The organism is Streptomyces sp. NPDC088124, from assembly GCF_040685895.1.
GTDB lineage: Bacteria > Actinomycetota > Actinomycetes > Streptomycetales > Streptomycetaceae > Streptomyces.
This window is the reverse complement of sequence record NZ_JBFBJB010000015.1, coordinates 162,115-177,372: the sequence shown is the minus strand read 5'-3', so window position 1 is coordinate 177,372 and position 15,258 is coordinate 162,115. Positions and strand designations below refer to the sequence as shown.

The following is a 15,258-nucleotide window of genomic DNA, read 5'->3' as shown; positions in this document are numbered from 1 at the left end:
GTCGGCCACATCGACAGTATACCTGCGGTATACCATCTCGGGGCGTTCGAGCGTGACGGTCATGACACTCCGTATCGCTGCACCGGTGACACGCCGCGGGGGCGGCCACCGCATCACACGGGGCCGGCCACGGGCTCACGCGGAGGCGGGCCCGTTCACAGCGCCGCGGGGGACGCTGTCGCGCTGTCCTGGCCGAAGTCGGGGGAGGTGTACGTCATCGCCGTCCGGAAGGGGCGCATCAGCAGGGGCGTCGGCGCGTACCGCATCAGGGTGTTGCGCAGCGCGATCGCCAGCGGGCGCTCCTCCTGCTCGTTCCTGCTGAGGGAGTAGGAGTTGTCGACCAGCCACCTGGTGCGCTCGCGCCGGGCCGCCTCGTAGGCCCGCAACCCGCTCACCGGGTCGGCCGCGGCCGCGCAGCTGTGCGCCAGGACCACGGCGTCCTCGATCGCCGTGCTGCCGCCCTGGGCGAGGGCCGTCAGCATCGGGTGGGCGGCGTCCCCCAGCAGGGTCACCGGACCCTCGCCCCAGCGCTCCAGGAACGGCCGGTCCTGCGCGGGGACGGCGTGGACCGCCTCCTCGGGCGTGGCCAGGATCACCTCGGTGACCACATCGGCCCAGCCGCCGAAGGTACGGGCGATGTCCTCCCTGGTGCCCTTCCAGCCACGGGCGCTCTCGGCGGACATGTTCCGCGTACCCCACCAGTAGGCGTGCCCGTGACCGATGTCGTGCAGCCCGAAGCGCTGCCCCCGTCCCCAATAGTGGCCGTTGAAGCCCGGGGTCAGCGTGGGGTGGTCGAACGGGGTGACGGCGAGCCAGCAGAGATAGCCGGCCTCCCGCAGCCGCTCCGGTCCCGCGAGCTGCCGGCGGACGGCGGAGTGGATGCCGTCGGCCCCCACCAGCAGGTCGGCGCGGGTCTCCCCGCCGTCGGCGAAGCGGACCCGTACGCCGTCCTGTCCGATCTCGTAGCCCGTGGCGGCCGACCCGAGACGGATCGGGCAGTCCCCGGCCGCCTCCAGCAGAGCCGCCTGGAGCTCGCTGCGGGAGATGCACACGCTCGGGGCGCCCAGGCTCTCGGCGAGCTCCCGGTACGGCATCGTCTTGATCCGGCCGCCCGTGCTCGTCATCAGCTCGGCCGTCTCGATGACCCGGCCGCGCTCCTCCAGACGCAGATCGATGCCGAGGGAGGCCAGTGCCGTCACGGAGTTGCTCATGACGGACAGCGCGGTGCCCGCCGGGCGCAGTTCGCCCGCCCGCTCGTGGACCTCGACGTCGAAGCCGACGCGGCGCAGAGTGGCGGCGGCGGCGAGGCCACCGATCCCGGCGCCCACGACGACCGCCGTTCCGCGACGCTTGCCGTCCGTTCCGTTGCTCCTGGTCATGTCTCTCGTCACCGCTTCCCTCGGATTCCGTCTCCGGCGCTCGGCAGGGCTGCCGCCACCAGCTGGGTGATCTGCTCCGCCACGTACTTCACATACGGCTCCTCCACGATCTGCAGATGGTCGCCGGGGACGTCGACGACCTCGATGCGTCCGGTCGTCCTGGTCCGCCAGCCGTTCGTGGGGTCGCCGTGCAGGGATCCCGCCCCCTCGTGCAGGGGCTTGAGGACGTCCGGCAGGGCGCCCCGCGCGTGGAGGAGCGTCAGGTCGAGATCGGTGACCTCGCCCGGCTCGTCCATCAGCGCCTGGTAGTTCGCCTGGAAGACGGAGTAGAGGCGGCGGGCCGCGCCGCCCGGGTCGCCGGCCGGGAGGATCCCGTTCCGCCCGGCCACCTCGGCGATGCGCCGGAACACCTCGTCCTCGGAACCGACTTCCCGGGTCAGCTCCTCGACGGGGGTGTCGCTCCCGCTGTCGGCCCAGAGCAGCTCCCAGAAGAAGAAGTGGAACAGGGACGCGTCGCTCACGTCCCGGGGGGCGTCCGGGCTCAGCGCGACCGTGTCGAGGAGGACCGGGGGCAGCACCTCCTGGCCGTCCTCCCGCAGCAGCCGCGCCATCTCGAAGGCGACGAAGCCGCCGAACGACCAGCCGCCGATGACATAGGGCCCCTCGGGACGCACCCGCCGGACCGCCTCGACATACGCGCGGGCCATCTCGGGGATCGAGCGGTGCGGCGCGGTCCCCGGTACGAAGCCGGCCGCCTGGATCCCGTAGAAGGGCTGGTCGGCGGGGAGATGCCGGGCCAGTGCCAGATAGCAGAGCACGTTGCCGCCCAGCGGGTGGACGAGGAAGACCGGCGGCCGCCCGCCGTCCCGCCGGAAGGGCACCAGCACGTCCCCGGGGGCGGGCGCCGCCGAGGAGCGCAGGAGCTCCGTGATGGCGGCGGCGGTGGGGGCCGCGACGAAGCCGGACAGCGGCAGCCGGACGCCGAGGCGCTGTTCGACCAGGACGACGAGGCGCATGGCGGTGATCGAGGTGCCGCCCAGCTCGAAGAGGCTGTCGTGGACGCCCGGTTCGGGGATGTCCAGCAGTTCGGCGAACATCTCCACGAGGGCCCGCTCGCGCCCGTCGCGCGGCGGCCGGCCCGCCCGGGGCGCCGCCGCGGTCAGTTCGGCCGCCCGCAGCGCGGCGTCGTCCCGCTTGCCGCTGGGGGTGAGCGGCATCCGGGGCAGCCACTGGAAGTGGGAGGGGACCAGGTGTTCCGGCAGGGCCGCCCGAAGGTGGTCCTTCAGCTCCCCGAGATCGGTCAGGTCCGGGTCGCCCACGAGGAACGCGGCGAGGAAGGCGTCCGTGCCGCGCCGCCGGTCCACCACCGCGACCTCACGGACGCCGGAGCCCCACGCGGCGTGCCGGGCGACGGCGAGCTCCACCTCGGCGGGCTCGACCCGGAAGCCGCGTATCTTGACCTGGCCGTCGGCCCGCCCGGCGTAGACGATGTCGCCGCCCGGCAGGACGTAGCCGAGGTCGCCGGTCCGGTACAGCCGCCGGTCGCCGTCGTCCCCGGGGTACGGGACGAACCGCTCCGCCGTCAGCTCCGGCGCTCCGGTGTAACCGTCGGCCAGGCAGACGCCGCCGAGGTGGATCTCGCCCCGGACGCCGACCGGGACCGGCCGCATCCGGTCGTCCAGCACATGGACCTCCGCGCCGTCGACGGGGGTGCCGATCGGCGGCAGCGGCGGGAAGGCGGCCGGGTCGCCGGTCATGGTGAAGCTGGTGACGACATGCGATTCGGTCGGGCCGTACTGGTTCTCCAGGACGACGCCCGGCAGCAGGGCACAGAGCCGGCGGATCTCGTCGCTCACGCGCAGTTGCTCGCCCGAGGAGATCAGTGTCCGCAGCCGGCGGGGCACCGGGCCGAGCGCGCACGCGGCCTCGGCGAACTGCTGGAGGGCGACGTAGGGCAGGAAGATCCGTTCGACGCCGTGCCGGTCGAGGAGGCGCAGCAGCGCGGGCATGTCGCGGCGTTCGGACTCGGTGACGAGGACGAGGGTGCCGCCCGAGCAGAGCGTGGAGAAGAGCTCCTGGAACGACACGTCGAAGCTGAGCGGCGCGTACGCCACGGTGGTGCCCCCGGCCGCCCCGCTCGGCCTGCGGTTCTGCCAGGCCACCAGGTTGCCGAGGGCACGGTGGGGCATCACCACGCCCTTGGGCCGGCCCGTGGAACCGGAGGTGAACAGGACGTACGCCGCGCTGTCCGGATCCGGCCCGGGGAGGTCCGTACCGTCCGCACCGCCGGCCGGCGCGGCGGGGTCCGTCCCGGACGCGTCACGCGCGGCGAGGTCCGTTCCGGCCGTACCGTGCCCGCCGTCCGGCAGGAGATCGTCCGCCAGGAGCAGGACGGAGCGGTCACCGACCAGGTCCGCGTGGGCCCGGTGCGCGACGACCCGCACCGGCCGCGCCTGCTCCAGCATCGCGGCGATCCGCTCCGCCGGGTAGCCGGTGTCCAGGGGCACGCAGGCGGCGCCCGCCCTGGCGATCGCCAGGATCACCGCCACCGTCTCGGGGGCGCGGTCCATGGCGACGCCGACCCGGGTGCCGGCCCCCGCGCCGGCGTCGGCCAGCCGCCGGGCGATCCGGTCCGCGGCCCGGTCGAGCTGCCGGTAGGTCCACCGCCGCGTCCCCTGGACCACGGCGGTGGAGTCCGGGGTACGAGCGGCCTGCCCGGCGAAGAGCCGTACGACGTCCGGGGCCGGCCCGGGCTCCGCGCCGGCCGGCAAGGAGCGTACGGCCGGGGCGGCGGCCAGGGCACCCGCGGCGGCCAGGGCGCCCTCGGTGGCGAGGAAGCCGAGGTCCGCCGAGTCGTGCGGGCGGTCCACGACGCGGGTGAGGATCTCGGTGTAGGCGCGGGCGACCAGTTCGGCCTGCTCGGCGGTGAAGGTACGGCCGTCACCGTCGACGCGCAGCCAGAGACCGCCGTCCCCCGGGTCGGTGACGGCGTTGACGAGGAGCTGGAAGTTGGTCTCCTCGAAGGTGCGCACCGACCGCAGTTCCACGGCGCGGTGGCCCAGGACCGGCGCGAGGATGTGGAAGTTGACGTAGTTGAACGCGGTTCCCACGCTCGGCCCGTGCGGGGAGTCCTCCTGGATGGCGCTGAGCGGGTAGTGGCGGTGCGGATGGCCGCGCCGCTCCTCCCGGTGGGCCTCGCGCACGGTGTCGAGCCAGGTGCCGGCGGCGTCGCCCATCCGGACCGGGATGGTGTTGATGAACAGACCGGCGGTGCGGTCCCCGTCGGCGCGCTCCGGACGGCCGTGCGTGAGCAGCCCCGTGGTCAGGTCGTGCTGCCCGGAGAACAGTCGCAGGGTCAGGCAGTGCGCCGCGAAGAGCAGGGACTTCACCGGGACGGCGTGCGCGCGGGAGAAGGCACCGACCCGGTGTTCCAGCCCCGCGGGCAGGGTCACCCGGTGGCTGACGGAGCCGGCCGGCCCGGTGACCGGTGCGGCGGGCCGGAAGCCGTCGAGGTGGACGCCCCGCGCGCCGTCCAGCCGCTCCTTCCAGTACCGCCGGTCGTCCTCGGACTCCAGCGCGGCGCGCTCGGCGAGGACGTGGTGCACGGGTGAGGGCGGCGGGTCGGCCGGGAGCGCCTGAGTGCCCTCGCCCAGGGTGTGCAGATACTCCTCCAGCAGCTCCCGCAGCAGGCTCGCCACACTGCCGCCGTCGAGCAGCACATGGTGGAAGCTGAGCACCAGCTCGGTCGTGTGCTCGCGGACATGGACCCGGAAGTGGCAGAGCGGGGCGCTCGCGAAGTCGTAGCGGTGGTACCGCCGTTGCTCGATGTGCTCGTTCAGGACCGCGTCGGCCGCCGCCTCCTCGGTGCCCCGCTGGTCGACGACGGCGAGTCCGCCCGTCACCCGCCGGTGGACGATCTGGAGCGGTTCGGCGTGGCCGCCGAGGTCGATGGAGGAACGCAGCGCGGGATGGCGGGCGAGCAGCCGGTCGAACGCCTGCCGGAAGGCGGGCTCCTGCCAGGGCAGCCGGAAGGAGTAGTGGAAGACGTCGTGGTAGACGGCGGACCCTTCGCCGGCCGCGCTGTGATAGATCAGCCCCAACTGGAGGCGGGTCAGCGGGAACGCGTCCTCGGCGTTCCCGGTCCGGAGCAGCCGCTCCCGGGACTCCTCGGGGACCAGTGCGAAGGGTGCCGGCTCCGGGGGCTGCTCGCGGGGCCCGCCGGTGCAGCGGGCGGCCAGCGCCGCCACGGTCGGGTGCTGGACCAGGTCGTCCGGGGCGAAGTGGACGCCGAGCCGGGCCGCCCGCGCCTGGATCCGTATGGTGAGGAGGGAGTCACCGCCGAGCGCGTAGTAGTCGTCGTGGACGCCGATGTTCTCCTGCCCCAGCACCTCGGACCATACGGAGACGAGCGTCGCCTCGGTCTCGTCGCGCGGTGCGGCGGGTGGCTCCCCGGACCCGGCGCTTCCCGGTTCGGGCAGGGCGCGGCGGTCGGTCTTGCCGTTGGGGGAGAGTGGAATGCCGTCGACCCGCACCAGATACGCCGGGATCATGAACTCCGGCAGGGCGCGGGCGAGATGGGCGCGCAGCTCGCCGTCCTCGACCGGTTCGTCCGCCACGTAGTAGCCGACGAGATGGGTGCCCCGGGCGGGCGTCGTGCGGTCGACGACGACGGCGTCGCGCACACCGGGGGCGGTCGACAGGCGGTGTGCCACCTCGCCCGTCTCGATCCGGTTGCCGCGGATCTTCACCTGCCCGTCGATCCTGCCGAGGTACTCGACGGTGCCGTCGGCCAGTACCCGGGCGAGGTCCCCCGTACGGTAGACGCGCCCACCGGGGGCCGAGGGGTACGGGGTGAACTTCTCCCGGGTCAGCTCCGGGCGGCCGAGGTAGCCGCGGGCGACACCGGCCCCCGCGACGCACAGCTCGCCGGGCGCCCCGAACGGCTGCGGCTCGTCGTGGTGTTCCCCGAGCACGTACAGCTCGGTGTTGTCGATCGGCCTGCCGATGGGCACCCGCCGGACGGGGAGCGCCGGGTCCGCCGGGCACTCGTAGCAGGAGACGTCGACGGTCGCCTCCGTCGGCCCGTAGAGGTTCACCAGCTTCGGGGCGGGCCCGTCGCCGCCGGCCGGGTGGAAGATCCGGTTGAACTGGTCGACACGGGACGGGGGCAGGGCCTCGCCGCTGCAGAAGACGTACCGCAGTGAGCGGACGTCCGCGCGCAGCTCCGGCGACTCCTCCAGCAGGTCGAGGAAGGGGCCGAACATCGACGGCACGAAGTGGGTGACGGTCACCCGCCGTTCGGCGATGGTACGCGCCAGCGCCCGCGGGTCCCGCTCGGCGCCGACCGGGGCGAGCGCGACCGCGGCCCCTTCGACGGCCCACCAGAACAGCTCCCACACCGAGACGTCGAAGGAGATCGGGGTCTTCTGCAGGATCACGTCGTCCGCGCCGATCGGGTAGGCGCGCTGCATCCAGGCCAGGCGGTTGACGACGGAGTGGTGCTCGACCATGACGCCCTTGGGCCGGCCGGTCGAGCCCGAGGTGTAGATGACATAGGCGAGATCGCGCGAGGTGGCGGCGGGTCCTGGCGGTGTGGCCGGGGCGTCCGGCGGTCCTGGCGGTGTGGCCGGGGCGTCCGGCAGATCGTCGACGCGCAGTACCAGGGCCCCGCCCGCCGCCGCTGCGGCTTCCCCGCCGCCAGTGCCGGGGCCGACCAGGACGGCCTTGGCGCCGCTGTCCTCCAGGACGTACGTGATCCGCTCGGCCGGGTAGCCGGGGTCGACCGGTACGTAGGCGCCGCCGGACTTGAGCGCGCCCAGCACGGCCGTGAGCATTAGCGGACCGCGCTCCAGCAGGACGGCGACCCGGTCGCCGGGGCGGATCCCGGCCGCGCGCAGGGCGTGGGCGACCCGGTCGGCCGCCGCGTCGAGTGCGCCGAAGGTCAGCGGAGCGCCCTCGTCCCCGCCGGCCGGGAGCACCGCGCGCCGGCCGGGGTCGCGCGCGGCCCGCTCCTCGAACAGACCGTGCAGGGTGCGCCCGTCGGCGTACGGCACCACGGGACCGCGCGCGGCGCCCGCCAGTCTCCGGCGCTCGGCCGCCCCCAGCATGGGCAGCTCTCCGACCGGCCGGTCGGGATCCTCGACCGCGCCCCGGATCAGGGCGGCGACCTGGCCGGCCAGCGCCTCGACGGGAAAGTCCTCGTCGAAGACGTCGCGCCCGTAGGTGAGGGTGATCCGCACGTCGTCGGTGCCCCGGGTGTGCAGCACATGGACCGCCAGGGCGTCCTGGGCGTGCGCGGGGGCGGACCCCCTCGTCTCCCGGGTGAGACCGGCGACGGCGTGGCCGGGGGGCATCGGCAGGTACGACAGCGTCACGTCGAACAGCTGCGGCGCGGCCCCGCTGCCGCGCGGCAGCGTCCGGAGCACGTCGCCGAGGGCCAGGCGCTCGTGGCCGCGCAGTTCCTCGCTGCCGGTCTCGACGGCCGCGCCGATCTCGCGCATCGTCGCCGTGGCGGGTGTCCGCACCCGCAGGGGGAGGTTGTTGGCGAAGTGCCCGACGGTCGCCAGCTGCTCGCCGCCGCGGCGGTTGAGCAGGGGGATGCCGAGAACCACCTCAGAGGTGCGGTGGATCCGCCCGAGATACGTCGCGAACGCCGCGGCCACCACGGGGAACACCAGCCGCTGCTGCTCGCGCAGGCGCCGGACGAGAGACCGGTCGACGGTGAACGCGTGCCGCCCGGTCGGCCGGTCGGCCCGCGCGGTGGCGCGGGTGAACAGGGCGGGCTCCGCGGCGCTGTGCGCCCGGCGGTGGAAGTCCTGGTCCCGCCGGAACTCCGGCGAGGCGGTGTAGCGGGCCTCCTCGGCGAGGAAGTCCACGTACGAGGGGACGGGCCCGTCCAGCGGAGCGGCGCCCGCCTTCACCCGCTCGTACTCCTCGAAGACCCGCTCGGTGAAGAGGAAGATGCCGTAGCCGTCGGTGATGATGTGGTGGGCCTTGACGACCAGGTGTACGGCGCCGGGCCCCTCCCGGAGCAGGGTGAGTTCGCACATCCGGCCGCGGCGCAGCGGGAAGGGGCGGGCCAGCGACCGCTCGACCCAGGCGGCGCACGCGGCGCGCGGGTCGGGCTCGTCGCCGAGGTCGACGAGGCCGACGAGGGCGCCGTCCGGGGCGGAACCGACTTCGGGGTCCCGCCACTGGTGGGGGACCTCGTCCCGCGCGTCGAAGAAGAGCGAGAACGCGTCGTGGCGCCGCGCCGCCCGGGCCAGGCAGGCCCGCAGGGCGGGAACGTCCACGCGTCCCGTGAGGCGTTCGTGCACGACACAGTTGAACTGCGGATGACTCTCGTCGATGGCGCTCGCGGCCCAGATGTCCCGCTGGTAGGCGGTCAGCGGCAGGTGCTGGGGATCGGACATTTCTCCTCCTCGGACAACAAGCCGGTGCTGTCGGCCGACAGCCGGGGGGTGCCGGACCCGTTCAGTGCGTGGACGGGGGAGCGGCCACCAGGTCCTCGACCAGTGCCCCGGACAGGGCCCGTACGGTGCCGTGGGTCCACAGCAGGGTCGGGGAGAGCGCGGTGCCGAACGCGGCCTCCAGCCGGTTGCGCAGTTCCAGGCTCATCAGGGAGTCGAGGCCGAGCGTCCTGAACGGTGTCTCCAGGCCGACACGTTCCGGAGGGAGCCGCAGCACCCGTCCGGCCAGCTCGCGCACCGCGGCCTCACCGATGCCCGCCCGGGCGTCCGGGGGCGCGGTGAGGAGACGGTCGCGCAGCCCGTCGCCCGGCCGGGCGACCGCGCCGCCGTCGGCCGCGGCGCGCAGCGGCTCCCAGCTCGGCAGCGCGGCGGTGTCGGGGTAGGTCTCGAACCACTGCCGCGGGTCGAGGGGTACGTAACCGACGACCGGCTCGTCGTGTTCCAGCATCTGGAGCAGCGCCGGCCAGGCCTCCCGCGCGGGGAAGCCGCCCATGCCCCGTTCCGTCAGCCGGGCGCCGCGCCGCTCGTCCGCGGCCGCCAGCCCGATGTCCTCGAACGGCCCCCACTGCACGCTCAGGGCGGGCAGGCCCCGGGCGCGGCGGTGCTCGGCGAGGGCGTCGAGGTGGGCGTTGGCGGCGGCGTACGCGGCCTGCCCGGCGTTGCCCACCAGCGCGGCGGCGGAGGAGAACAGCACGAACAGGTCGAGCGGGTCGTCCGCGGTCCCCGCGTCGAGGTTGCGGGCACCCATGGCCTTGGGGGCCAGGACGGCGGCGGCCGACGCCGGGGTCATGGTGTCGATCGTGGCGTCGGCGAGGACGCCCGCCGCGTGGAAGACGCCCCGCAGCGGCGGCAGTTCCTCCCGTACGCGGCGCAGCGCCCCGTCCAGCGCCCGCTCGTCGGCGACGTCGCACCGTACCGTCTCGACCCGAGTGCCGGCCGCCCGCAGTGCCGTGAGGCGCCGCTCGGCGTCGGCCGTGGGGGCCGATCGGCCCAGGAGGGCGAGCGCGCCCGCTCCCCGGGCGGCCAGGAACTCCGCGAGGGAGAGGCCGAGCGCGCCGAGGCCGCCGGTGACGAGATAGGTGGCGTCGGCCCGGAAACGGCCGTCGGGCAGCGGTACGGGCGCCACCGCCGGGACGCTCCCCGGGTCGGTGAGGACGAACTTGCCGATGTGGTCGCCGTGCGACATCTCGCGCAGCGCGGTCGCCGCCTCGGCGAAGGGGCGGGCGCGCAGCGGCAGCGGGGTCAGCCTGCCCTCGGTGACGTGCTCCCAGACCTCGGCGAGGATCCGGGCGAACCGCCGCGGTCTGCGCTCCATCAGCCCGGCCAGGTCCACGGCGGCGAAGCTGACGCCCTTGCGGAAGGCGTCCAGGGAGATCCGGTGGCCGCCGTGGATGTCCTTCTTGCCCAGTTCGACGAAGCGCCCGTCCTCGGCGAGCACATCGAGACCGGCGCCGATGGCCGCCCCGGTCAGCGAGTTGAGGACGACGTCCACGCCGCGTCCGCCGGTGGCCGCGCGGACCGCCGCCGCCCAGCCGGGATCCCGTGAGTCGAACACGTCGGTGACGCCGAGGCCGGTGAGGTACCGGCGCTTGGCCCCGCTCCCCGCGGTGGCGACGACCTGGGCGCCCAGGAGCCGGGCGACCTGGACGGCGGCGAGCCCGACGCCGCCGGCGGCCGAGTGGATCAGGACGGTCTCGTCCCGCTCCAGGCGGCCGAGTTCGGCGAGCCCGTACCAGGCGGTGGCCATCGCGAGCGGCAGCGCGGCGGCCTCCGGGTCGCCGAGCCCGTCCGGGATCGGGCGGGCGTGGTCGGCCCGTACGGTCACCCGGTCGGCGAGGGAGCCGAACGCACAGGCCACCACGCGGTCCCCGGGGCGGTACCCGGTCACGTCCGGGCCGACGGAGACGACCCGGCCCGCGCACTCCCCGCCGAGGAGCCGGGCGCTGCCCGTGGGGTCGGGGTAGGTGCCGAGCGCCTTCATCACGTCGATGAAGTTGAGCGCGGCGGCGCCGACCTCGATCCCGATCTCCCCGGGGCCGGGCGGCCGTCCGGCCAGCGGTACGCACTCCACGCCCTCCCAGAGGCCGGGGCGCACGGCGGCCACCCGGAACGGCTGGCGCACGGCGCGCAGGGGCGGGCGCGGGATGTCCGGCTCCCCGAAGCCGCCGGTGCGGGTGAGCCGGGCGGCCAGCCGGGTCCGCCCGCGCAGGGCGACCTGGTCCTCGCGGTCCGCGCCGAGGATCTCCGCGGCGCACGCGCCGGCCCAGCCGTCGTCGGCCGGGTCCACATCGACGGCGCGCGGCTCCAGTTCCCCGTGTTCGCGCCGCAGCACCCGTGCGTAGCCCCAGTAGAGGGCGGCCCCGGGGTCGGGGCGGTCCCCGGCGGCGGCCGCCTGGCCCGTGGCCGTGACCACGGTCAGCCGGGGCGCCGCCGCGAGGGCGGCGCAGGCGCGGACGGTGTCGGTGAGCGCGTCCAGTCCCCGCTGCTGGGCCGCGAGGCCCGCGCCCGCCGGGGGCGCCGCGAAGACGACCCCCGCCGCCCCGGTCACGCCGCCGAGCGCGCCCCGCTCCTCGGCCCCGGTCACCCGGACCACCTCGGCGCCCTCGGCCGCGAGCGCGGCGGCGAGCGGTTCCGCGAGGCCGCCCGGGTTGCCGCAGACGAGCCACGGTCCGGCGGGCACCGCGGCGCCGGACCGGGGCGCCCCGGCGGACTCGATCCACCGCAGGCGGTGCAGCCGGGCCGCGTCGGTGCCGGCCGCGCCCGCGCCGGAGCCGGCCAGTTCCGCCAGCCGCAGCCCCTCCATGGCCAGCAGCGGGCGGCGCTCACCGTCGAAGACCCGTACGTCGACGGTGCCGTCCCCGTGCCGGACGGCATGGGACCACACCCGGGTGACCGGCGGCCCGGCGGGGCGCTGCGCCACCCGGACCGCCCGGATCGAGGTGGGCACCAGGGCCGTGCCCGCCGCGTCCCGCTCGAACAGCGCCAGCGAGACCTGCAGCGCGCCGTCCCACAGCGCCGGATGGAGTACGTACGGCCGCGCGCCCGCCCGCAGCGGCGCGGCGAGTTCCGCCTCGCCCACCGCCTCGTCCCCGTCCGGTCCCCGGTACAGGGCGCGTACGCAGCGGAAGGCGGGCCCGTAGTCGAGCCCCCGCGCGGCGCACGCCGCGTAGAACGGGCCGGGCTCCGTGACCGGCGCCGTCTCCAGCCACCCGGGAAGGCCGGGTACGGGCGCGGCGTCGTCCCGGTAGTCGGCGCGGGCCGTGGCGTGCCCGGTCCAGGAGGCGCCGCCCTCCGGCAGCGACAGCAGCCGGAAGCTGCCGCCCTCGGCGATGTCGTCACGCCACTCGACGGCCAGGTGCCCGGGGCCCTCACCGAAGGCGACGGCCGCGCTCAGTGTGATGTCGCGGAGCGCGCGCGGCGCCGAACCGGTGCGGGCGCGCGCGGTGTTCACGGCCAGCGCCAGGGTCGCGGCACCCGGCAGGACGGCCGTGTCGTGGACCCGGTGGTCGGCGAGCCACGGCAGGTCGGCGACCGCGAGTTCCATCGGCCCGTGCCAGACGTCCCGTTCGCCGGGGGAGGGGGTGAGGTGGACGTCGAGCCCGCGCGCCGCCCCGGGGCGCGGCGCCGCGCCGCCGTCCGGGAGCCAGTGGCGCTCGGGCCGCATCGGGTGCGCCGGCAGCGGGACCGGACGGCACCGGGGCAGGCCGCCGAAGGGTTCGAGCCCCGCGGCGTAGCCGCGCGCGAGCGCGCGGGCGAACGCGCCGGGGCCGCCCTCGCCCCGGCGCAGTGTGGTCAACGCCGCCGCGGACGCCCCGTGTTCGGCGATCAGCTGCTCGACGGCCGGGGTCAGGACCGGATGCGGACTGATCTCCACGACATGGCTGACATCGTTGTCCAGGGAGCGGGTCAGGGCGTCCGCGAAGAGCACCGTGCCGCGGAGGTTGTCCGCCCAGTAGGCCGCGTCCATCCGCTGGCCGTCCAGCGGCTCGCCGTACACCGTGGAGAGCAGTTCGACGCTCCCCGGCCCGGGGACGGCCGGCGCGAGTCCGGCCAGCAACTCGTCGCGCAGCTCGGCCATCTGGGGGCTGTGCGAGGCGTAGTCGACCTGGACGAGCCGGCAGTACGTGCCGTCCGCGTCCAGTGACTCCTTGAGCGCGAGGACGGCGTCGGTGTCCCCGGACAGGACGCACGAGGTCGGTCCGTTGTGCGCGGCCAGGGCGACCCGGCCCCCGGAGGGGCGGACCGCCGCCAGGGCCGCCGCGCGGTCGAGGTCCACGGCGAGCATCAGCCCGCGCCCGCAGGTCCGGCGGACGACGGCGCTGCGCCGTGCCACCACGAGCGCGGCGTCCTCGTACGAGAGGATCCCGGCGAGCGTGGCGGCGGCGATCTCGCCCTGGCTGTGGCCGATGACCACGTCGGGTTCGACACCGGAGGCCCGCCACAGTTCGGCGAGTCCCAGGGACATCGCCCACAGCACGGGCTGGAGGGTGTCGACCCGCTCCAGCCACCCGTCGCCGGACTTCCCCGCGAAGACGTCCAGCGGATCCCAGGTCAGGTGCGGACGCAGCGCCTCGGCGCAGCGCCCCACGACCTCGGCGAACAGCGGGCTCTCCCGGAACAGTTCCTGTCCCATGCCGCTCCACTGGGAGCCCTGCCCCGGGAAGACGAACGCGGTGCGCCCGCGGGCCACCGCCCGTCCCGTCACCACCGCGGTGTGTCCGTCGTCCTCGGGCCGCTCGGACACGGCGGCGAGCGCGGCGGACAGGTCGCCGGGCGTGGTGGCCAGGAGCGCCGCCCGCACCGGGAGGTGACCGCGGCGCCAGGCGAGCGTCCCGGCCAGCTCGGTCACGGCCGCCTCGGTGCCGGGCACCCGCTCCTGGAACTGCGCGGCCCGCTCGGCGAGTACGGAGGGATCCTGGGCCGAGAGCGGTACGAAGGCGGGCAGCCCGGTGGGCGGGCGGCCGGACCGGCTCTCCGGCAGGGCCGCGGCCGGCGCCGGACCGGTGCCCGGCCGGAGAGCCGCGCCGGCGCTCCGGCCGCCGGCCGCACCCTCGGGCGGAGCGGCCACGACCACATGGGCGTTGGTGCCGCCCCAGCCGAAGGAGCTGACCCCGAGCCGGACCGGTCCGGTCCGTGGCAGGTCGAGCGGCTCGCGGAGGACCCGTACGTTCAGGTCGTCGAAGGGGATGTCCGGGTTGAGTACCTCGGCGTGGAGGCTCGGCGGGACGACCCGGTGCCGCAGCGCGAGGAGGACCTTGAACAGCCCTCCCATGCCCGCGGCGGCCTCCAGATGCCCGATGTTCGTCTTGACCGAACCGATCGGCAGGGGGCCGCCCCGACGGTGCCTGGCCACGGCCCGGCCGATCGCGGCGGCCTCCGCGGGATCGCCGCGTCGTGTGCCCGTTCCGTGGGCCTCGATATAGGCGACGGAGTCGGCGGCCACGGCGCCGGGACCGTCCCCGTAGACGTCGCCGAGCAGCTCCTCCTGGGCGCGCGGGTCGGGTGTGACGAGGCTGTCGCCCCCGCCGTCGTTGTTGACCGCCGTCCGCAGGATGACGCCGTGGATCCGGTCCCCGTCCGCCAGCGCGCGCTCCACGGTCTTGAGGCAGAGCGCGGCCACGCCCTCGCCCCGGACGAAGCCGTCGGCGGAGGCGGCGAACGCGGCGCAGCGGCCGGCGGGGGAGAGGCCGCCGAAGTGCGTGAGGCCGACGGAGACGTCGGGGGCGAGGATCAGGTTGGCCGCGCCGACGATCGCGGCGTCGACCTCGCCCTGCCGCAGCGCCTGCGCGGCCAGGTGCAGGGCGACGAGTGAGGAGGAGCAGCCGGATTCGACCGTGAGGCTCGGGCCGCGCAGCCGCAGGAGGTAGCTGATCCGGGCGGCGAGCACGTCCAGGGCGCCGCCGACGATGCTGTGCTGGGTGGGCGGGGTGCCGCGTTCCTTGCGGAGGATCTCGTAGTCGTGCCACGACGCCCCGATGTAGACCCCGGTGCGGGAGCCTTCGAGATCCGCGGGGCGCTGCCCCGCGTCCTCCACGGCGCGCCAGGCGGCTTCCAGGAGTAATCGCTGCTGGGGATCGATGTCGGCGGCCTCCCGCGGGGAGATCCCGAAGAAGCCGGCGTCGAACTGGTCGACCCCGTCGAGGAAACCGCCGACGGCCTGCACGTCCTTGGCGGGGTCGAGCTGACGCGCGGCGTCCCAGCGGTCCGGCGGGACGGGGCGGATCGCCTCCCCGCGTTCCATCATGAGCGTCCAGAGGCTTTCCGCGTCGGGCGCGCCGGGGAACCGGCCCGCCATTCCGACGACGGCGAGGGAGTTCGCGTGATCGTCCATGGGTGATCGCATCCTTTGCCTACTGCCGTTCCGGTGCCTGGCAGGGCCCCGGAGGGGGAATATGCGGAGGAGCCGGGCC

General features: G+C 75.4%; 3 protein-coding genes. All 3 read right to left on the bottom strand.

The window, feature by feature from the left end; translation table 11 throughout:
* Nucleotides 1-155: 155 nt before the first annotated feature.
* On the bottom strand, nt 156-1,379 hold the full coding sequence (locus AB0P17_RS15045; protein WP_365811022.1) for an NAD(P)/FAD-dependent oxidoreductase: 1,224 nt from the start codon (nt 1,377-1,379) through the stop codon (nt 156-158).
* An 8-nt stretch (nt 1,380-1,387) separates the two neighbouring features.
* Nucleotides 1,388-8,791, bottom strand: coding sequence for an amino acid adenylation domain-containing protein (locus tag AB0P17_RS15040; protein WP_365811020.1), 7,404 nt, complete (start codon nt 8,789-8,791; stop codon nt 1,388-1,390).
* 61 nt (nt 8,792-8,852) lie between these two features.
* Nucleotides 8,853-15,179 (bottom strand): type I polyketide synthase, encoded by a 6,327-nt coding sequence (locus tag AB0P17_RS15035; protein WP_365811019.1) that lies wholly within the window; start codon nt 15,177-15,179, stop codon nt 8,853-8,855.
* Nucleotides 15,180-15,258: the final 79 nt, after the last annotated feature.

Coding starts and splice junctions, on each gene's coding strand:
- AB0P17_RS15045 (WP_365811022.1), bottom strand. CDS start 1,379: ATGACCAGGAGCAACGGAACGGACGGCAAGCGTCGCGGAACGGCGGTC.
- AB0P17_RS15040 (WP_365811020.1), bottom strand. CDS start 8,791: ATGTCCGATCCCCAGCACCTGCCGCTGACCGCCTACCAGCGGGACATC.
- AB0P17_RS15035 (WP_365811019.1), bottom strand. CDS start 15,179: ATGGACGATCACGCGAACTCCCTCGCCGTCGTCGGAATGGCGGGCCGG.